The 22,848-nt window shown below is 35.3% G+C and carries 13 protein-coding genes; 7 read left to right on the forward strand and 6 right to left on the reverse strand.

Going from position 1 to position 22,848, the window contains the following annotated elements:
• The first annotated feature begins 389 nt into the window (after positions 1–389).
• From KWG70_RS06520 to KWG70_RS06535, 4 genes are all read left to right on the forward strand, one after another.
• Positions 390–1,619, forward strand: a complete 1,230-nt coding sequence (locus KWG70_RS06520) for a sensor histidine kinase (RefSeq protein WP_230935190.1) — start codon at positions 390–392, stop codon at positions 1,617–1,619.
• Entirely contained in the window at positions 1,606–2,328 is a 723-nt protein-coding gene (locus KWG70_RS06525) for a LytR/AlgR family response regulator transcription factor (protein WP_230935191.1), read from the forward strand. The genes KWG70_RS06520 and KWG70_RS06525 overlap by 14 nt, the downstream gene beginning before the upstream one ends.
• A gap of 120 nt (positions 2,329–2,448) precedes the next feature.
• The gene (locus tag KWG70_RS06530) at positions 2,449–3,060 is read left to right on the forward strand and encodes a hypothetical protein (protein WP_230935192.1); all 612 of its coding nucleotides are present in this window, start codon (positions 2,449–2,451) and stop codon (positions 3,058–3,060) included.
• Positions 3,061–3,073: 13 nt separating this feature from the next.
• Complete coding sequence (locus KWG70_RS06535; protein ID WP_230935193.1) at positions 3,074–4,882, forward strand: CocE/NonD family hydrolase; 1,809 nt, start codon at positions 3,074–3,076, stop codon at positions 4,880–4,882.
• A gap of 174 nt (positions 4,883–5,056) precedes the next feature.
• On the opposite strand, the gene KWG70_RS06540 is transcribed toward KWG70_RS06535, so the two are convergent.
• Together KWG70_RS06540 and KWG70_RS06545 are read right to left on the reverse strand one after the other, a co-directional pair.
• Complete coding sequence (locus KWG70_RS06540; RefSeq protein ID WP_230935194.1) at positions 5,057–5,398, reverse strand: HNH endonuclease; 342 nt, start codon at positions 5,396–5,398, stop codon at positions 5,057–5,059.
• Between the two features lie 225 nt (positions 5,399–5,623).
• Positions 5,624–6,271, reverse strand: a complete 648-nt coding sequence (locus KWG70_RS06545) for a class I SAM-dependent methyltransferase (RefSeq protein ID WP_230935195.1) — start codon at positions 6,269–6,271, stop codon at positions 5,624–5,626.
• 199 nt (positions 6,272–6,470) lie between these two features.
• On the opposite strand from KWG70_RS06545, the gene KWG70_RS06550 reads away from it, so the two are divergent.
• Positions 6,471–6,743 (forward strand): hypothetical protein, encoded by a 273-nt coding sequence (locus KWG70_RS06550; RefSeq protein WP_230935196.1) that lies wholly within the window; start codon positions 6,471–6,473, stop codon positions 6,741–6,743.
• An 87-nt stretch (positions 6,744–6,830) separates the two neighbouring features.
• Positions 6,831–7,817: a lipase family protein gene (locus KWG70_RS06555; RefSeq protein ID WP_230935197.1), complete on the forward strand. Its 987-nt coding sequence runs from the start codon at positions 6,831–6,833 to the stop codon at positions 7,815–7,817.
• A gap of 7 nt (positions 7,818–7,824) precedes the next feature.
• On the opposite strand, the gene KWG70_RS06560 is transcribed toward KWG70_RS06555, so the two are convergent.
• The 3 genes from KWG70_RS06560 to KWG70_RS06570 all read right to left on the reverse strand — a co-directional run bounded on the left by KWG70_RS06560 (position 7,825) and on the right by KWG70_RS06570 (position 12,868).
• On the reverse strand, positions 7,825–9,483 hold the full coding sequence (locus KWG70_RS06560) for a tetratricopeptide repeat protein (RefSeq protein WP_230935198.1): 1,659 nt from the start codon (positions 9,481–9,483) through the stop codon (positions 7,825–7,827).
• 73 nt (positions 9,484–9,556) lie between these two features.
• Positions 9,557–10,279, reverse strand: coding sequence for a DUF6090 family protein (locus KWG70_RS06565; RefSeq protein ID WP_230935199.1), 723 nt, complete (start codon positions 10,277–10,279; stop codon positions 9,557–9,559).
• Positions 10,280–10,393: 114 nt separating this feature from the next.
• Positions 10,394–12,868 carry a zinc-dependent metalloprotease gene (locus KWG70_RS06570; protein WP_230935200.1) on the reverse strand — a complete coding sequence of 825 codons (2,475 nt, stop codon included), beginning with the start codon at positions 12,866–12,868 and terminating at the stop codon, positions 10,394–10,396.
• A 196-nt stretch (positions 12,869–13,064) separates the two neighbouring features.
• On the opposite strand from KWG70_RS06570, the gene KWG70_RS06575 reads away from it, so the two are divergent.
• On the forward strand, positions 13,065–13,892 hold the full coding sequence (locus KWG70_RS06575; protein WP_230935201.1) for an OmpA/MotB family protein: 828 nt from the start codon (positions 13,065–13,067) through the stop codon (positions 13,890–13,892).
• A 143-nt stretch (positions 13,893–14,035) separates the two neighbouring features.
• Here the strand turns inward: KWG70_RS06575 and KWG70_RS06580 are convergent, their stop codons facing one another.
• A complete protein-coding gene (locus KWG70_RS06580) occupies positions 14,036–22,810 on the reverse strand; it encodes an HYR domain-containing protein (RefSeq protein WP_230935202.1) in 8,775 nt (2,924 codons plus the stop codon).
• Between the last annotated feature and the right edge of the window lie 38 nt (positions 22,811–22,848).

The following is a 22,848-nucleotide window of genomic DNA, read 5'->3' on the forward strand; positions in this document are numbered from 1 at the left end:
AAGATTAATTATTATGTAAAATAGAATTTCTATGTTAAACTTGGTCTCATAAATGAGTCTATGACGCAAATTGTATTAAATGTACTATAATGTTCTGCGTTATGTAACTTGAGCTTTACTCATTGGTTTTCATATTATATTAATGAATTCGTGAATCTTCGATTTGGTAAAAAGCAGGACAGAACGTTAAGAAAAGGTCTAGTAGACCTTTTTAGTGAATGAGCCAGCTTGCGCTTTGACATTACTTCATTTTCTTTATTTTTTTCTTGAGAAATGTTTCTCTTCGATGTTAATGAAATCGAAGAATGAGATTCAGCGCTAGCTAGACTCATTCAAGGTTCACGAGCACCTTATTTTAAAAATAAAAAATTAGGAGTAAAACACTTTTTATGCGAAGCGACGTAGGAGGGAAGCGTAATGTGTGTGGAATGGAATATAATTTTTATAAATTACATTTAAACCTCATATCTTACGTTCCTGTACTTTTCCTTTCACTATTTAAAAGTATTTCGTTGCTTTGCTTAAGAATGGATATCAACAATAAAATAAATAATAATAAAACAAGGATATCTCTATATTGGAAATGTCAATTAATTGGATGGAGTATTGTTTCAGTTTATTGGGCTTATACAGTATATACAAGAGATAATTACGGGATTTTTTGTACGTTGTTAAATTATGTATTAGACATTTCTATAGGAATATTTTTAACACATATGTACAGACTATTTGCCTTAAAAGCAAAATGGAGTAGTTTACCCATAAAAAAATTACTAATCCGTTTAGTACCTACTATAATTTTATTAGCTGTTTTATATGTATTAATAAACAATTTAAAATGGTATGCGTACTGGACTTTTATTGCAGGCGAGGGTAAAAATTTCTTTGAAGCCATAATTTACTGGGATCCAATTTTACTTACAGGACTTAGACTAATGTCTATTTGGATATTGGCGTATCACTTGTATCATTACTATCAAAAAGAAGTTGTTACGGCTAAAGAAAATGCTCAATTATCTTTAATAGCTAAACAAGTTCAATTAGATAATTTATTGGCTCAATTAAATCCACATTTCTTATTCAACTCCTTAAACTCAATTAAATCATTGGTAATCGAAAATCCTAACGTTGCAAGAAGAGCAATTGATTTATTATCAGATTTATTGCGTTCATCATTATATGAAAAAGACAAAGGTTTAATATCTATTAAAAATGAACTTGCTTTAGTTTATGATTATATTGAATTAGAAAAAATGCGTTTTGAAGAACGACTGCAACTAAATACCAATATTGACAATGACCTCATTAATTATAAGATTCCCACGTTAAGTATTCAGTTGTTAGTTGAAAATGCCATTAAACATGGAATCGACTTAAAAGTTGGAGGTGGTGTTGTTTTCTTGAAAATTAATAAACAGGATAGTAATATTTGTATTACAGTTGATAACCCAGGAGTAATTAACCAACATAAAAGTGTTGGATTAGGTTTAAAAAACTTAAAAAAACGCCTAGAAATTCAATATAAAGGTAAGGCTAGTTTTAGTTTAACAGTGAAAGAAAATGAATATGTAGTTGCAGAAATAATAATTCCAATGCATGTAGAAGATGAAAAGATATAAAACCATAATCATTGATGACGAACGTTTAGCGAGAGAAGAAGTAAAACGTGCATTAGAAAAACATCAAGAGTTTGAAATTATTGGTGAAGCAAGTCATGTAGATGAGGCCATACCTTTAATTGAAGAATTACAACCAGATATTTTATTTTTGGATATTCACATGCCTGGTAAATCTGGATTTGATTTATTAGAAGAATTAACAAATGTACCAGATGTCGTTTTTACAACGGCTTATGACCAATATGCTGTAAAAGCTTTTGACATGAATGCGTTGGATTATTTAGTAAAACCGTTGAGAGATGAACGTTTTTCTAAAACCATTGAAAAGGTAAAGGTAGAATTATCTAAAAGAGTAAAATTAGAGCCTACAATTATACCAATGCATCAAAAGATATTTATAAAAGATGGTGAAAAATGTCATTTTATTCCACTAACAGATATTCATTTTATTGAATCTTTAGAAAACTATGCACGTCTTTATTTTGGCTCGAATAAAGCGATGATAAAGCGTTCTTTAAATTTACTAGCAGAGAAATTAGATCCTAAAGTCTTTTTCCGTGTTAATCGAAGTCAAATGATTAATATAAATTACATTAAAGAGATTCATCCATACTTCAATAATAAATTACAAATTATATTAACTACTGGAGAAAAAGTTGAAGTATCTAGCAGACAATCGGTAAAATTTAAAAACTGGAATAGTTTATAAAAAAAATAATCGTTCAATTTTCTAACGTTCATTTACATTTATTAACGCTCCTGTACTTTTTGTTTTTTGATCCAGTTAACTGTCTTTAATTTGTATCATAAATCATTAAAAACTAATTTTATGAAAATTATTACAGTTCTAAATTACATTGCCAAATTAGTATTGATTGTGGCAATATCTTTTTTGGACTCTTGCAAAAGTAATCCAGAAACAACCGCTACTAAACAACCCGTATTAACTGATTATACAATTGGAGAGAAATGGGTATGGAAATATAAAGGTGTTACTGATGAAGGTGAAGTAAGATCGGATGGAACCGATACTCGGAAAATAGTTGATTTTAATGGCGCCTTGGGAATGACCATAGACAAAGATACCGTTTTGGTGTCTGAAATTGTAAAGCCAGAAAAAAGTGATACACCAAAATATAAATGGCCTTTAGAAGTCGGTAAAAAGTGGAAATATGAAAAAGACTGGACCAGTCAAGATGGTACTACAGGAAATCAAAGTCAGGATGTAGAAGTGCTTTCCTTTAAAAAAGAAACAGTAGGAGCAGGGGCATTTATGGCCTACACCATTGAGTACAAAGGAACCGTTTCAAATTCAAGAGGCTATAGTGCTAAAACAGATGAAGTTTGGTTATATGCTCCAGAAATTAAGAATTTTATAAAAATGACTCAAGTTCAAGACGGTTTTTCTTATACCGAGGAATTAATTGAATATTCAAAATAAAGCAACCATTAAAATGAAATTCATACAAATATTAAAGGTCACATTTTTCCTGCTGTTAGTAGCATTAGTTTCTTGTAATTCTATAAAAGAGGAACAGCAAGAACCAAGAGCAGTAAGTATAAAAGGCAAAGAGTATTTTGTGCAAGATTCTATTCTAATTTCAACTAGAGACGGTGCTAAAATATCTGCAATAATAGTTAGAAGTAAAGCAGAAAAAGAACCACAACCAGCTATATTATTTCATACAATATATACTCGAAAAGATGATATCAATAGAGCTTATGAGGCAGCAGATAAAGGATATGTAGGAGTTGTATCTTATACAAGAGGTAAAAACTTAAGTCCAAATAAAATAATTCCTTATGTTCATGAAGGTAACGATGTGTACGATGTCATAGATTGGATTACAGAGCAGGAGTGGAGCAATGATGAAGTTGGCATGTATGGAGGTAGTTACGTAGGCTTTGTTCAGTGGGCTTCTATGAAAGAAAAAGTGCATCCAGCGTTAAAAACTATAGTACCATCTGTTGCTGCAGCTCCAGGTATTGCTGAACCAATGGAAAATGGTGTTTATTTTAACTTTCATTACCCTTGGTGGCATTATGTAACGAATAACAAAACACTTGATACAGTTTCTTATTATAATGGAAAACGTTGGAATGATTTGTATTTCGATTGGTATAAAAAAGGAGTGGCTTATAAAAATTTGGATAGTTTAGATAGTATGCCAAATCCAGGATTCAATCAAAAATTAGAGCATCCAACATTTGATGCTTATTGGAAAAATATGACACTGTTTAAAGAGGATTTTTCTAAAATTAATATTCCCATCTTAAGTACTACAGGTTATTATGATGGTGGGCAGTTTGGAACTATGCACTATTTAAAATCTCATTATCAATTCAATACAAATGCAGAGCATTATCTTTTGATTGGGCCTTATTCACATTTTGGAGCGCAAGAACTTCCTGAAAAGAATATTTTGGGTTATACCATAGACCCTGTAGCACAGGTAAATATTAAAAATTTAATTTTTGATTGGTTCGACTACATTTTTAAAAATGCCAAAAAGCCTGTTTTGCTAAAGGATAAAATCAATTATCAAGTGATGGGTGCAAATACTTGGAAACATATAACATCGCTCGATAAAATTGCGACTGATACATTAAAGGTATATTTGAGTAAACATCGTTCTGGTGTGGCGTTTAAATCGACCTATAATACTGGAAATTTTGGGGTAAACGAACACTTTAGTTTATCTAATATTTCTAATGAAACAAGTTATATAGAACAAGAGATTGATTTTTCTGATCGTAGTCAATTTTCTTGGAATTTAAGTGGAGATCGAAACATTATATCAGAAACTTTAACTGTTGGCCAAGGATTTTCATTTGTCACAGAACCCTTCGATGAAGATGTAGAACTTAGTGGTTCTGTAAGTGGAGTTTTAAATGTGTCCATCAATAAAAAAGATTTTGATTGTAACGTTTTACTATACGAACAAACGGCTGACGGATCTTTTTTTAGCTTGACACTACCATTTACTACAAGAGCAAGTATATCTAAGGATATAGAAAACAGAAACTTATTGACTCCAAATAAAAAGACGTCAATACCCATTCATAATTTTAGAATGACCAGTAAAAAAATTAAAAAGGGAAGTAGAATAGTTGTTCTATTAAATGGAATTAAACATCCTTTTTCACAATTAAACTATGGTACAGGAAAAGATGTGAGTGAAGAAAATATTAAAGATGCTGAAGAGCCTTTAAAAATTAAATGGTATACTGATAGCTATATTCATTTTCCGGTTAATATGTAAAATAGAATTTCGATGTTTACCTTGGCCTCATAAAATTTTATTCACAAGATTCTTATTGTTTTTCAAAGGTATTCATGAATCTCCTTCGTCAATTTGGCTAAAACAATAGGTTATTTCAAGAGAATTATCCCGTGGATGATTCAAATTACATATAATAGAGAAGTAGTTAGTAAATTAAGAGTGCAAACCATTATGACAAGGTTTGCATACCGACTCTAGCCATTCAATAGTTTCTTTACCAATATTGTATTTAGCATAACGCGTATGATGTACTTGAGTGGCTTTGGAATCACAATGCACACATTCCCAATTATCTCGTCTCAAGACTACATAACGTTTTCGCTGCCAGGCTTCAGATTTTAAATAGACATCTCTGTAATAATCTCGTCGTGCTTTCCATTGACGCCGCCAAACGTACTTTTTATAACAATATTTTATTATTAGAATAAGAATTACTATAATGAACACTAGGATGATTTTATAATCATCACTAGTTAATTGAGATAGCTTTTCCATATCATAAGAATCGTTCAGAAAAATTTTAAATACACGAATCTCAGCGATATGTAATATCTTATTTTATTCAAATAGGTGAGAATTCATTATGTCAGCATATTTTTATTTTACATAATATAAATTATAGTACAATTATATATAAAGTAATTATTACTAATCTGTGTTGTATACAGGCTCATAGTAACTAATTGATGAAGACCACAGCTTTTGTATGGCTGTGGTTTTTTACTTCCCCTTAATTGCAATCAACATCCAAATCACTTTATCTGGATCATTCTCCCAATCACCTAGATCGTTGTTTTGGTATCGGATTTTAAATCCAGCTTTTTTTAATTCCTTCTCTACATACTCTGGACCTAAACTATGAGCATCAGTTTGCTCATCTCGGGATTTGCCTACAATACGCGACTTGAGTTTTTCTATAATTACAATCTGGCCACCTGGCTTTAATGACTTTTTCACATGTTTTAGAATCTCCATGTAATCGGTCATTTCATGGTACGTGTCCATAATAATAACCGTGTCTAGTCGTCCTTTGGGTAGATTCGGATTGTCATAATCACCAACTATGGTTTTAATATGATCTAGTTTCCGTTCTTTGGCTATTGTTTTTAAAGTCTCTAAGCGATCTGTACGAAGATCAACTGCATACACTTTTCCGTCTTTTTCAACCTTTTTGGCCAATCGTACGCTTAAATACCCTTCATGACAACCAATATCTGCAACATGATCGCCTTTGTCTATGCCAATAGCCGTAAATATGGTATCTAAAGACATCCATGTGTCACGTTCTTTCCAATCCATTTCTTTATATTGAGAAAAGCTTTGAATTGGATAAACGCCTAATAATAAGCATATTACAAAAAATCTCATACACACAAGTTAAAAAACAAATACAAGTTGCAGATGTTAATTAACATCAATTTATAACATTATGAAGTCATTCAACGGTAAAATCTAACATATGCATTTCGCTTGGCGATTTTATGGGTTGTTTGACCCTAAATTGTATCAAAACTGTTCTTTCAGTAGTAACTTAGAGTATCCCTCAAAACTATTAAAATCTACTATTATGGACGAAAATTTAGCCTTATTCAATCAGATCAATAGTTTGTCGTATTGGTTATTAAAAGAAAGTAATTTCAAAAGCTCTGTTACCTTTGATGCGAGCGACGATAGCTACTTTATTTCCATTAAGAAAGGTGTCGAATCTATCTACAAACATCATGTAGAAGATTTTAGCCGAAAAGATGCACGTCTCTTAAAATTCGAATTGTCCTCTATTGTCAATCATTTGCTGCAAATTAAAGCATCTGTGCATGCCGATCAAAGACGTACTGCTTAGTATTTCGGGATTTTAAAACCACGTAATTCTACTGGCCTGTATCTCATATTCTGAAATTATCTTTGGATAAATCAAAATATCAGACTTATGGCAACTATAGATCATTGCAGATTATTATGTGCTTCTGCTTCAGCGTATCTTATCGAAACCTCATTTCCAAATGGTGTCTATCGTAAAGATCTAAGACCGAAACCAACTAAAAATCCGGATAATCATAATACAATCAATCAGTATAATGCAATTAAATTATTGAGCGATCCTTTTGTTGTCGTGGCTTCTCCTTTAAAACCTAATGAGTTTCTAAAGATTGAAGCTTGCTTTATTGGTGAAACAGCCGAAGGTATTATCATTTCATTTAGAGGAACCTTGCCGCCTATCCCTCCAACTGCTCAGTCGATAGCCGATTGGATTCAAAATATATTCTACGCCAATACTGTGCCTTACATTACTGGATATCCTGGAAAAGTTCATGAGGGTTTTCTCGATGCTTTATTGTCTTTAGAAACCGGAATCTTGTATGCTTTAAGTCAGCTCGATCCTCGTAAGGAAAAACCCATTTATTTAACTGGGCACAGTAAAGGTGGCGCTATGGCTCCTATAGCTGCGCTATATTTTAAAAATAAAAGCTTATTTACAGCTAATCATGTTGTGACTTTCGCTGGACCAAAACCTGGCGATGCGGTCTTCGCTTCTAATTATGATGCGGCATTTCCTAATAGTACTAATTTTGAAAACTATTTAGATCTTGTACCGTTTTTAGCACCAGGAAAAACATTTATAGAACTTCTAGAGAAATTTCCGTTGCTTCCAGAGATTATAAAAGAATTATTAGAGAAGGCTGCGCAATGGGATTATGAACCTGTAGGTACCAAAAACGTTCAGTTTATAAATAAACATGGTGTAATTGACAACAGTTTCCCAGCCTCCAACCCTATACTCCGATTTGGTGAAATCTTATTAGAACTCACAAAAGGAAAACAAGGGCTCATCCAAGTTGGTGATGCACATCATGTAAGCTGTGGATACCGCTATATGAAAGGCGTTTGTGGTTCTAGTAATGTCTGTACGTTCTAGTTCTTAATTACTGTTTTTTTAGCGCTTCTATCCTACTTTTAGCAACTGTAGCTAAAGAGCCTTTTGGGTCTAAATCTATGATTTTCTTATAGCTCACTATGGCTTTATCAGTCAGCTTTAACTGCTCTTGCACATTAGCCAGACTGTATATTGCACTTACCGATTCGGGATATAAGTCGGCCACTAATTCCAAGACGAAATGTCCGGCTTGCAGATTTCCGCTTTGAACCAATCGATTGCCTGCTTTGCTAAACTCATTTTCAAAATCATAATAACGATATTGAGGATTCTTTGCGATTTTTGCACCATCAGACTTCACTTGGTCATACTTACCTTCGGTAAATAACTGGGTTAAGTGCGCCATCGGATCTAAAATAAAATCGCCATCATTTTTAAAATTCATAGCTGCATGCACTATTGGATCTTCATTGTTGATATAGTCGTCAAAACTCATATCTACAGCAATGTGTGGTAAGGTGGCATCACGATTTTCCCATTGTGGTTTGTCTTGCCACCATGCATACGATAAATACGCAGTAATATTAGAATTTGGGAGCCTTTCGGGTTTGTTATCGCCAAGGAAATTAACGTTTTCGGCCGTAGGCTCACCTACCAAAATCGCTTCGGTGTAGTTGGTAATCTCATTGGTAAGGTTTTGACATGCCGAAAATGTATTTCGTCCAATTATATAAAAGAAATGTCCTTTCTTATTAATGCTTGGTCGTGCCATTAATCCCTTAATCAAATGCACATTGTTATAGTTATTTCCGCCACCATTTAAACGTACGTCATAAATGAGCTTCTCCACATCATTACTATCAATAAAATCAAATAACCGATTGTAAAAATCCTTTAGGGTTTCAGATTCGTGATTAACCACAGTACTCTGACGTACATACAACGTTTTACTATCTTTCAGGTATTCAAAAAAGAAGTACTTATCATTTAAATGTTTGAGATACAATGGTGTTTTATCCATTGCCCTTGAACTTATCCAAGTGTCATTTGGTATCGTATACAAATAGCCTCTTGACAACTCCTTTAAGCCAATCTTCGGAAATGTATACTCAAATACATTTCCGTCTTTTTCGAGTGTTAATGTAATCGTATCTGATAATTCTGGTATCACACGTTGTGCATGTAACACATCAGGAACCGTTAAAAATCGCAAGCCATAACCTTTAAAATAGGAATCATTTTCTGCAGGAACTACTGGACGTATTAAGGCCAAAGCCTCTTCAACAGGCATACCTCCTACTTTTAGTACTTTGGCTCCTAATGTCTTTTCGTGTGCTTTTTGTACGCCTTCAATGTAAACTCCATCACTAAAATGGTAAAGATTTACAGGAAGTACGCCGTTTTTTGCGACTGTACTAAACGTAATTTGAGTATGACCATATTCAAACGAAGACACAATTCTTGCAAAAGCCACAGGAATTTCATGAGCTTCTAAAGACGGAATCTCCTTATATAGTCGCTCCACAGTGGCATCAAAATCTTTAGCTGTGATCTTTTTAAATAAAATGGGATATTCCTTGTGAATGATATTTTGTAAATATCTAAGATCTTCTTGCCATTCTGCTGCAGATAAGGCATTTTGAGCGTTTAAACACATGCTCATTATAAGCATGAAACTAATACTGATAAAGCGAAGTGATGTTTTCATGAATTGATGATGATTTGATTGATTGTACTTATAAGAGCCTAAAACCAGAATGTTGTTACACTTCAATGGCCTTTTATTCTTCCAATCGTTTATTGAGCATCTCTAAAGTTTCCTTGTTGTACTTCTGAAGTCCTTTTAACATAGGTTCTAAATTTCCGTAGATCAAGGTAGAATGTATCGCTAATCGCGCTCTATAACTATCACTCAAGAAATACGTGAGCATATCTGGATTGGATATTCTGCCCATGAGTAAATCTGCAATCCAAGGTTCATTTTCCTTGAAATACAGTAGGTTATTATCGATGTCATCTCCTATCCTTTCATTAGTTTCAACTAATAAATTATCAAAAGCTCTATAATTGGTCAATATTCTTGAAATAAGCGTATCCTGCTCTGTTTCATTATCATTGACATAGTTTTCCAACAGATTAATCCCTTTCTTCTGAAGTTTAAATGGCGAATACGATAATACGAGTCCGAAACCCTCTAAATTCTTTTGATAGGTTTGAGCAGTTACCGTATCACTAAGAAATAGTTTAAAGAATTCTTTTCTATCATCTACGTATTTTAAAACCTGACCGACCACTAAAGTATCCTGTTCCAAATCTTGTTGATAGACTTGCAGATAGCTTTGAAGTTTCTTCTGGGCATTACGCTCTTGGTTTTTATTATTAATATTTACGGCAATCAAAATACCAATAACGACTAAGATAATCTCACCTATACCATAAGTGATGTATTTGAAAATGCCTTTTTTAGATAATGCTGCCATACGTTTAGTGTTAAAAATACTCATGAGATGTCTTTAAAAACTTTGCTCCATAAATATAGTTCAATGTTCCGACAATAAAAAAGCACCTTTCTGAAGTGATTCAAAAAAGGTGCTTTAATAAGAGTTAAGACGCCTATTCTACTTAGGATCTAAAATATCTTCGATACGTTTTACAATATCTCTATAGTGATACTTGGTTACTAAATTCACGCCTCTATTTCCAGCTGCGGCAACCTGACGCTTTAAGGTATTTAATTCACCACGTACCAAAGCTCTAATATCAGACTGGGATACATTAAAAGCCTTTGAACCAAATCGAGCATCCATATCCTCGGTCATTAAATACGCCATACGATCTATATAAGCGCGTTGCAGGTTACGACGGTATACATCGACGTTTTTTGTCATATTGGCTTCACTCCAAATACCTTTTCTTAGATCTTGCATCATGGATAAGGCGCTGTAATTTGTTGGGTCTAAAGTTTCATGATCGATAAGTCGGCCCAAACGGTCAAAACTCAATAAACCATTAACATACCTACTCTGCAAACGACGTAAACGCTCAGTATAGCCTGCATAATCAATATTTTGCAGCATAGATTTATCTACTAGCCATGTTGGTGTTGCAAAGGCATTTTTGTGTAACCATTGCATTGATGCTTGTTGTTTTGCCTTCGGAACGGCTTTGTACGCAATACCGCCTTGTCTTGGTGTAATAAGATTCTCTTCAACACCACCTACATTACTAAGTACGTGACCGATATAGCGATTATAGCAGCCTAATAATTCACCATATAATTCCTGTAAATCATCGTAATCATTGGTCTGACTACTCGTCCATTGTGGTAAGTTTTCAGACACATACTTCAAATTCTTTAAGGCATAGTCCGAAGCCTTGATGGCATCGTTTCCAATATCTTCAGTTTGAGATGTAGGATCAAATCGGCTACTTTGTCTTCCGTATACATATCTAGGATCACCAGCTTTTTCCATGATCCATTTATCCAACATATTACGTTCGGCTTCTGGAGAGCTTGCACCAGGAATCATACGATAACCCCAATTTATAGCGTAGTTGTCATAAGGACCAATTTGACGAATAAATCGAACATTTTGATCTCCAGGCTGTGCGATATAATTATAACGTGCATAGTCCATAATCGTTGAAGCAATACCAAATTCTTGTGTGAACGCCCCATTTCTATAACTCTCAACATCATAAGCTTTACTAGCACTCATATTATGCGGTAATCCAAGTGCATGACCAACCTCATGAGCAATCACCATTTTCATCATCTCTCCTATTTCCTCCGCAGGTGTATCTAAGGTTCTCGCCGAAGGATTTGCAGCTCCTGTCTCTAGTAAATAACGGTTTCTGTACGAACGTAAATGGTTGTGATACCATATGATATCACTTTCTATGATTTCACCACTTCTTGGATCAGACACACTTGGTCCAACTGCATTTCGTGTTTCACTAGCCACATAACGTACAACAGAGTAGCGTATATCTTCCGGACTGAAATCTGGATCTTCCTCTTTTGTTGGTGGATATTTTGCAATTATGGCATTTTTAAAACCTGCCTGCTCAAATGGACCTTGCCATAATTCAATACCTTCCTTGATATATTTTCTAAGACTCTCAGGCGTCGCTGGATCTAAGTAATATACAATTGGCTTCACTGGCTCAACAAGTTCTCCTCTGGCGTATGCTGAAGGGTCTTTTGGTTCTAATCGCCACCTGCGAATATAAGTTTTGGTATCTGCTTTTAATTTCTCACTACCATAATCGACTTGACTAAATGTAAACCAACCTACACGATCATCGGCAAAACGAGGTTGCATTGGCTCTTCAGGCAATAAAATCATAGATTGATTCATTTGTAAGCTAATGGTCTCTGCCGAACGTGCCGAAGGTGGCTGTGACGCATTATAGGTCATATCTTGTACAACTTCTATATTTTGCGGAAAGCTTTTCATTGAATTAATGAAACTACGTGAACCATCTAAGTTCCTTACTTTATAGGTAGTTCTTAATCGTCCAGGCAAACCACTAATGGCTTTAACATCACTACTGTAAAACTTAGTAACATCGACGACAACTGCTGATGAATCCTTACTAAATGCTGCAATATCAAAAGCATATAAAGTAGGCTCGTAGTTATTTGACTTAACAGAAATACTGATAGGCAGTTCTTCATCTGCTACCGAATTATACGAGCGTTCTTTTATTAATATCTTTTTATCAAAACGTTCCCATGCGACTAAGCGTTCTCCTGTTTTCGATCCTGCGTTAATATAACCGCCTCCTAAGTTAGCTGGTAGCTTCGCGATTCTACTAACTAAAAGCATGTCTTTTCCGAGGTGTACATTTGGTATTTCAAAGAAGTACTTCTCTCCTACTTTATGAACTTTGAATAAGCCGTCATCAGTTACGGCATCTTTGGTGATGACCTGATCATAAGGTTTTATTTTTCCGTTGTTCTTCTTTGGAGCCGGTTTAGCAACTTCTGTTTTTTGATTCTTTTTCTTTTTTCTTTTGGACTGTGCTTGGTGTGACATTGGCATTAAACAAAAGAGTAATGTCAATGTAAAAAGCAATACGTTTTTCATAATTGGATAGTTTCGTGTGATTATGCCTTAAAATTAATCAAAGTAAGTCAGGATGTGAATGGATTTCACAAAATTTTAAGGGCTCCAATTTCAGTAGTTAACAATTAATGGTTAATAAATAATCTGTGGTAGAAAAGTCCGTAATCGGTTTTACTTCGTAGATATACACATAACCAAAAACTTAAACATAACAATTATGAAACGAATTTCAGTAATAGTACTGTCAGCTTTATTTTTAACCGCTTGTGTTTCTAAGAAGAAATACCTCGCTTTAGAGCAAAATAACGGAGAATTAAAAAGCGAATTGACTAAAACTAAAGTCGAAAAAGAAGAATTAGAGATGCAATTTGAAAAAATTCAAAGACGTGTAGATAGCTATAATTCTAAAATAAATGAACTCACTCAAGATAACGACGCTAAATTAGTTTCGGTAGACGGTGTAGTTGTTTCCAAAAATCAAAAAGAAGCGATGCGCGAGTCATTAAGAAATGTGCCTCCTGCATACATGGCGACAGCAAAGACATTAAAAGATTCTATGAATCTTGCCTTACAATTCAATCTTAAGCAATCGATGGATAATATTGAAGAGGACGAGGACATTGCTGTTAATATTGAAGAGACTGTAGTAATGATCTCAATTTCAGATAAAATGTTATTCAATTCTGGAAGCTATAAAGTGAGCAACAAGGCCAATGATATCTTACAAAAAATCGCCAATGTCATTAACTCTGAAGAAAGCTTAGACGTTATGGTCGAAGGACATACTGATAACAAGTTAATGAAAAACAGTGCTGCTGTAAAAGACAACTGGGATTTAAGTGTACTTAGAGCGACATCTGTTGTTAAAAAATTACAGAATGATTACGACGTGGCACCAGAGCAATTAATTGCTGCAGGACGTAGTTTTTATCAGCCATTAACAGATAATGAGACTAAAGAAAATAGAGCCAAAAACCGTAGAACTCGCATCGTAATTTTACCAAATATCGATAAGTTTTTTGCAATGATGGCTTCAAACGAATAATTACTTGACCTATAAAATTATGGTTAATTGATCCATGAAAAGACTGTTGTTTTCCAGCAACAGTCTTTTTTTATAGTTTAAGATCGCATTAAAAAAGGCAGCTCATTGTGAGCTGCCTTTTCATTTTCATTTACTACTATAAATTATTTACCACGTTTCACCACAAACTGTTTGCTAATGGTTTCTCCATTGATATTTATAATTAGGTTATAAAGGCCATCTGATAGACGCGTTACATCTACTTTTACCTCATTATGTCCTTGGTTGATATCCCATTCACTTTGAATAGGAACCTCTCCTCGCATACTTGCAATCGAATAACTCGCTTTGGTAGCCACTGGACTTTCTAAAGCGATGTTTAAAACATCAACTGTAGGTACAGGATAAAGCTTAACGTCATCCTCTTCGATCTCTAGATCTGTCTCTACAACATCTCTATGATAATTGTAACATGAAGGTGGTCCATCTGGAATTGGTGTTGTAGCACATCCTGTTGATGGATACCAATCTACAAAGAAGGACGATTCTATATTTTTCAAAGCAATAAATAATCCGCGCATTTTTGTTCTGTCAAAGAAATTTGATCGATTTACTTTAATGCTTCGTTTAGAATAAATATTAACATCAACATCAGCACTTCTATCAATTCGAACATCTTTTTCTACATAGAATATAGCACCATTCCCATTACGACTAATCGTATTGTTTTTACCTATTCGCATTTGCTCATCAATCATCACTGAAGAGGATTGATTGAAAATGATGGTCACATTAGATTCAGTTTTAAACTTATCAATGTAGACTTCAGGTGAATCAATGATTAATGTTCCTCCATAACGTACATAGACATCATCATACACTTCTTCATCTAATACAACTGTATCATAAGGCTGAACTGTTATATCATCACCACAATAACTACTTGCTGTATTGTTATAGAATGTTGGTAAGGTTATATCAGCATCACTGTAAATAGGATCCTGAACATAACTAAACCAATCAATAAAAATATTATCAGATTTCACAAAGCCATACACCTGACTAAAGGCTCTCACTTGCGCTGTACGATTATTATCGGTAACACCTACGCCTCCTCCAATCACACGACTGCCAAATAATCTCACGCCTCGTTTACCCACAAGAACATATCCGCTTAATACATCTTCAGGATTAGTACTAGAGGTATATGATGCTGTTGCTACGCAACCAGATGCACTAGTTACAGTAACCGTATAAGTATCATTATCATCAATTATAATCGAATCATCCTGACTTCCTGTAGACCATTGAATAGACAATGGCTGACTAAAGTCTGATGCATTAGAAATATCAACCGTTAATTCTCCTAAGCCTTGACAGAAACCATCAAGAGGTGTTTCCTCTATAGTAATCATTGGAACAGGATTAATAATAACATCAAAACTGCATATTGCTGTATTTCCAGCATTATCTGTTGCTGTATATATAACTTTAGTGGTTCCAACATCAAAAACATCTCCAGGTTCATGAGTACTTGTTAATGTGACATCACAATTATCTGTTGCTGAAGGCATAACCCATATTACAGCTTGAGCACCACAGAGTGTAATGTCTGATGGACAATCTGTAATTACTGGATCTGTAGTATCTTCAACAATAACATTTTGAGTTTGTGACGATATATTTCCATTGCCATCATCAAAATTCCATGTGATGACATATGTACCTTGATCAGTATAAGTTAATGGATCATTCGTTTGACCTATAACTGCGCCTTCACAATTATCAGTAGCCACTGGTATATCTAAAACTATGGCCTCACATTCGCCTATAACATCTGGCAAACTAGCATCATTAGGAATAGGAGCTTCAGTATCATCAATAATAACGTTTTGAGATACATTAAAACTATTTCCGTTACCATCATCGAAAGTCCAGATAATCAAATAATTACCCTGTTCTGTGTAAACTAATGGATCAGATGTTGTACCTGTAACTAAACCTACACAATTATCGGTGGTCGTTGGAGGTATTATATTAGCTTCACACTGCTCAACTACATCAGCTAATACAATAGCGTCTGGTGCAGTGGTGTCATTTATGATTACCGTTTGTGCTTGCGTTACTACATTGCCATTACCATCATCATACGTCCATGTCACTGTAAAAGTTCCTTGATCTGAATACGATAATGCATCGGTAGTTGTTCCCTGAATAGTTCCGAGACAATCATCTGATGCCGTAGGAATATCAGTAATATCTAAGCTACATTCAGCAGTTAGTGTAGGCAAATTAGTAGTATCTGGAATCGGATTACCAGTATCATCTACAATCACAGTTTGTGGCACAACAATACTATTTCCATTGCCATCATCAAACGTCCAGTTGACATTATATATGCCTTGTTCAGTATAATTAGTTGGGTCTGTCGTCGTACCAAAAATGAGTCCAGCACAATTATCTGTTGTCGTCGGAACAGGAATTGCCGCAAAACACTGATCTACAAAATCATTGATTATTGGCATATCAGGAGCCGTTGTATCTTCAATAATTACATTTTGTAATTGTTGCGATGTATTACCATTACCATCATCAAACGTCCATGTGATGACATACACACCTTGTTCAGTATACGTTGTTGGGTCGTTGGTTGTTCCAGTTACAGTGCCCTTACAATTATCTGGCGCAGTTGGTGGTACAATTGTAGCTTCACATTGCGCAATAATATCTGGTAATGCAGCTCCAGGTGTAGGTGATTCTGTATCCTCTACAGTAATTATAAAAAAGCATATCGCTGTATTTCCAGAAGCATCAGTAACTTGAAACCTATTAGTGGTATCTCCTATAGGAAATTGTGATCCTGACGGTAATCCTTCTATTTGTGTTATTACAGTTCCTGGACAATTATCACTACTCGTTATATCATAAGTCACAATAGCACTACAAGAACCAATATCATTTCCTGTAAGAATGTCTGACGGACAAGCAATGACAGGAACTTCATTATCGTTTACAGTGACTTCAAAACTGCAGGTATTTGTATTTCCAGCTGCATCGGTGACGATAAATGTATTTAGCGTTGTTCCTATTGGAAATAATGCTCCTGACGCAAATCCTGATGTTTGATTTATAGTAACTCCCGGACAGTTATCTGAAAAATCTACACTATAATTCACCGCTGCACCACATAATCCAGGATCATTATCCACGATGATAGGTGAAGGACATGTTATAGATGGTGCTTCAGAATCGGTTACAATCACATTAAACGAACAACTTGTTGTATTGCCAGAGGCATCAACGATTTCGAAGCTATTAGTAGTTATTCCTACAGGAAATATGTCTCCTGATGCCAATCCTGATATTTGAGTAATACTAAGGCCTGGGCAATTGTCTGAACCTGTAATATTATAATCAACCACAGCACCACAAGAATTAGGGTCATTTACAACCGAAATATCTGAAGGGCAAGCAATGGCTGGCGCTTCAGAATCATTAACAACAACATCAAAACTACAGGATTGCGAATTTCCTGATGCATCAGTAATAACAAATGTATTTGTCGTTACTCCTATTGGGAAAGCCACTCCAGAAGGCAATCCGCTAGTTTGCGTTACAGTCGCTCCCGGACAGTTATCTCCTGAAGTTATTGTGTAGTTCACTATTGCCGAACATTGTCCTGGATCATTGACCGCTACAATATTACTTGGACAATTAATAGTTGGAGCTTCCGTATCATTTACAGTAATTGTGAATGCACATGAAACAGTATTGCCGGAGGCATCTACAAGCTCATAAGCTATATTTGTGGTTCCAATTGGGAAAAATTCCCCAGAAGCTAATCCAGAAATCATGGTCAGTGTTTCATTAGTACAGTTATCTGTTCCAGAAATATTGTAAACTACTGTTGCACCACATTGCCCTAATTCGTTATCAACAATAATATCTGACGGACAAGTAATAACTGGTGCTTCAGTATCAGTAACTGTAACATTAAAGCTACATGACACCGAATTTCCAGAAGCATCCGAAATTGTAAATGAATTTATTGTCGTTCCTATTGGGAAAACATCTCCAGAAGCTAATCCAGCGGTTTGTGTAATTGTTGCACCAGGACAGTTATCTGATGTTGGAATTGCATAAGTTACAGTAGCACCACATTCACCTGCATCATTATTAACTATAATATCAGATGGACAAGTAATACTAGGCGCTTCATTATCTACAACGGTTACGGTAAAACTACATTCTACGCTATTTCCGAAGCTATCAGTAACTTCAAATGTATTTGTCGTTGTGCCTATCGGGAATAAAGAACCTGATTCTAAGCCTGCAGTTTGAGTGGTCGCTGCACCAATACAATTATCTGTGCCTACAGGAGCAACAAATGTAACAATCGCACCACATTCACCAACATCATTATTGACAACAACATCTGATGGACAAGAGATTTCTGGTAGACTATTATCTTCAACAGTTACTGTAGCTGTACATGAGCTACTATTCCCATTGGAATCTGTCACTGTTAAAACAACAGTCGTATTAAATGTTAATCCCGAGCTCGCTGTAAATCCTCCTGCAGGGAATGGAGTTGTTGCTGTATTATTTTCAGTTTCACCGTCTAAAGCATTAGTTCCACTAAATGTCCAGTTACTTAAATTAAATATATCTCCATCAGGTCCTGTATTACTTACACGATAAGCCCAACCATCTAAATATTCCCATGGTTGTCCAGTTCCGTCAACACCAATTTCTCCAAATGAATCGATTACTGTTCCGTTTTGGAATAATTCAAAAGCATCATCACCATTAACGCCAAGTGCTCCAGATGTATAATCTGGTGAAAAACCAAAGAAATTCACAAAGCCTGTTGTCTCCGAAGCCACATAAATATAGGTTCCTGCCGAAACAGATGTTGAAGGAAATGTGAAATCTGCTCCATTGGAAGAATTGCCATTAAATGATGTTCCAATTCCAAATTCTGAAAGATCAGCAATATCTGATAATACATATAGTTCTACTGCTTTTGGAACACCACCACTTAAAGGGCCATCGATGACGCCTGAAATCACCAATTTAGGCACATCATTACAATCGAAAATTGTATTGTCAACTGAAATAGATGATATCCCGCAATTATCTGTGCTTCCATTATTAATATCTGCTGCAGACCACGATGCAATTCCATTGGCATCTAGGCTTACAGTAATATCTTGACAAACCGCAACTGGGTCTGTGACATCATTAATAACTACATTTTGAGTTTGTGTAGCTGTATTACCATTCTCATCTTCATAAGTCCATGTGACAACAGTCGTGCCTTGTGTTGAAATTGGCAATGATGCGTCATTGCTTACTGTCACTAGTCCACCACAATTATCAGTTGCTGTTGGTACTACTAAACTTGTGATTTCGCATTCTGCAGTGATGTCGGCAAGCGCAGCCACATCTGGAGTAGGCGCCAATTTATCTATTACGTTTACAGTTGCTGTGCAAGTCGATTGATTTCCACTATCATCAGTAACAATTAGAGTGACTTCTATTCCTCCTCCTGAACTATTAACTGTATGACTTCCTAAGTTAGAAATATCATCCTGAGTTGTTTCAGTCCATTCTGTACCTAAGGTTGGAAAACCAGCACTATTAACTGAGTTACCTGCTAATACTTCTGGATTTCTAATCAAGGTTTGATTTTGTGTGTTATTACCAGAAACGGTCCATTGAGAACCTGGATCATTGCCTATTTCACCAAAAATATCAACTGCACTTCCAGTACTTAGTTTATAAAGTTCTACAGCATCGTCGCCATTAAAGTTAACAGCTGAAAGTACTGTTGTAGGGCCTCCATAAAGTGTTGCACCAGAATTTCTATAGACGATCACATCACCATTAGCTAATGTTCCTGATAAGGTATTTGTTGTTGATGGTAAACCGCTTCCATTAGAATACAAGCGCAATTGATAATCTGAAAGATCTACATCTGCACCTGTTCCATTATAGATTTCAATGTATTTATTTGAAGATGATCCTTCAATATATTCTGAAATGAATAATTCTGAAATCCCAGGGCCTCCACTATTAATATCAGCACAGCTAAAGGTATCTTGACTTAGGCTTAAAGTCACAGAGCCACAATTATCGGAAGACCCATTATCAATGTCTGCAGCAGTTATTGTTGCATTTCCTGAGGCATCTAATTCAACTGTTAAATCTTGACATACAGCAGTAGGCATTTCAGTATCATCAATTATAATATTTTGTGTTTGTGTTGAAGTGTTACCATTTTCATCTTCATAAGTCCAGGTGACAATGGTCGTTCCTTGAGTTGTAATTGGTAATGTTGCATCATTACTTACTGTAACTGTTCCACCACAATTATCGGTTGCTGTTGGAGCCGTTAATGACGTTACTTCACATTGTTCTTCCACATCAGGTAAATTTGCTATGTCTGGTGTTGGTCCTAAAAGATCAACAACAGTTATGATCGCTATACATGTCGATTGGTTACCAGCATCATCAGTAACAGTGAGCGTTACTTCCAGTCCTGCACTTGGTGTGTCTACTGTATGACTTCCCAAGTTAGAGATATCATCTTCAGGAAATTCTGTCCATTCTGTTCCTAACGTTGGAAAACCAGGAGTATTAATGGTATTGCCCACAAGTACGTCTGAATTTCTTATCAAGGTTCTATTTGCTGTCATATTCCCACCGACTGACCATTGTGAACCTGGGTCATTACCAATCTGACCAAAAATATCAATAGCCGTTCCGTCCTTAAATAAAACCATAGCGTCATCACCATTGAATGTTATCGATCCCGATGTTTGGTCGGCTATACTTAAAATAGCATTGGAAGATTGTCCATTACATATTACATGGACATCACCATCAGCTATCGTTCCGCTTAGAGGAATATTTGTTCCGCTTGAGCTTCCATTTGTGTATCTTATCAGAATGTATCCTTCAGCATCAAGGTCTACTGATGCACCTGTACCGTTGTAAATTTCTATACACTTATTATTTGAACTACCTTCAACATACTCTGAAATAAAAAGTTCGGTAATACCAGATCCAGAAGATCCACCACCTATATCGGCACATGTAACTGCTGTTTGACTTAAACTTAGGGCTACATTTCCGCAGTTATCAGAAGATCCATTATCTACTTGAGAAGGTATAATTGTCCCATTTCCTGAGGCATCTAATTCAACTGAGATATCTTGACAAACTGCTGTAGGCGCTTCGGTATCATCAATTATAATGTTTTGTGTTTGTGTTGAAGTATTTCCGTTTTCATCTTCATAAGTCCAGGTGATAATGGTCGTTCCTTGAGTTGTAATTGGTAATGTTGCATCATTATTTACTGTAACTGTTCCACCACAATTATCGGTTGCTGTTGGAGCTGTTAACGATGTTACTTCACATTGTTCTTCCACATCAGGTAAATTTGCTATGTCTAGTGTTGGTCCTAAAAGATCAACAACAGTTATAGTTGCTATACATGTAGATTGGTTACCAGCATTATCAGTAACAGTTAGCGTAACTTCCAGCCCTGCACTTGGCGTATTCACAGTATGGCTTCCTAAGTTTGAAATATCATCCTGAGTTGTTTCAGTCCATTCTGTACCTAAGGTTGGAAAACCAGCACTATTAACTGTGTTACCTGCTAGTACTTCTGGATTTCTAATCAAGGTTTGATTTTGTGTGTTATTACCAGAAACGGTCCATTGTGAACCTGGATCATTACCTATTTCACCAAAAATATCAACTGCACTTCCAGTACTTAGTTTATAAAGTTCTACAGCATCGTCGCCATTAAAGTTAACAGCTGAAAGTACTGTTGTAGGGCCTCCATAAAGTGTTGCACCAGAATTTCTATAGACGATCACATCACCATTAGCTAATGTTCCTGATAAGGTATTTGTTGTTGATGGTAAACCGCTGCCATTAGAATACAAGCGCAATTGATAATCTGAAAGATCTACATCTGCACCTGTTCCATTATAGATTTCAATATATTTATTTGAAGATGATCCTTCAATATATTCTGAAATGAATAATTCTGAAATCCCAGGGCCTCCACTATTAATATCAGCACAGCTAAAGGTATCTTGACTTAGGCCTAAAGTCACAGAGCCACAATTATCGGAAGACCCATTATCAATGTCTGCAGCAGTTATTGTTGCATTTCCAGAGACATCTAATTCAACCGTAAGATCTTGACAAACTGCTGTAGGCGCTTCAGTATCGACTAAATTGCTATCGGCCGTATCAACATCACCATTACAGTTGTTATCAATCCCATCACATACTTCTGTAGCACCAGGATTAATAGCAGGATTAGTATCATCACAATCTACGTCACTAGCAAAGCCATCATTATCAGCATCTGCATAAAAATTAAAGGTTGCTTTAAAGTTATTTCCGAAGTCACTCCAAAAATTATCTAAATCGATTTGATTGTCATTATTAGTGTCAACTTGAGACCTTACAAACACCTCTACGGTATAATTCCCTGTCGATAAGCCAGATAACAAATCAATATTTTGCTGATTACCAGTTTGGACATTATCCCATTGTTGATCGCCAGGATTACTTAAATTTTGGTCAAAGTTTAAATTGATTTCAATAAATGATCCAGAAGGAGAACCTGTTTGATAAACTCGGTAAAACAGACTACTATTAAAAACATTATGACTCCCATTTTTAAATGTTTTGGCTTGACCACCTCTTAAAATAAGCGTGTTACTAGGGTTAAAATCTCCAAAATTTGCACCGTTAAAACCACCTGAAGGAACTAAATTATTATAAAAGTTCCCACCTCCATTTGTATCGGTTATGACATAGGCTTCAAAGATTCCAGAGTTTTGTGAATACAGATTTAGATTAATAAATAGCAGGAAGGTTAGGGACGATAGAAAAAACAGTTTTTTCTCCATTTGAGTTGGTTATTAAGTTATCTAATTAGTTTATATAC

Source organism: Psychroserpens luteolus (genome assembly GCF_021032705.1).
Lineage (GTDB): Bacteria > Bacteroidota > Bacteroidia > Flavobacteriales > Flavobacteriaceae > Psychroserpens > Psychroserpens luteolus.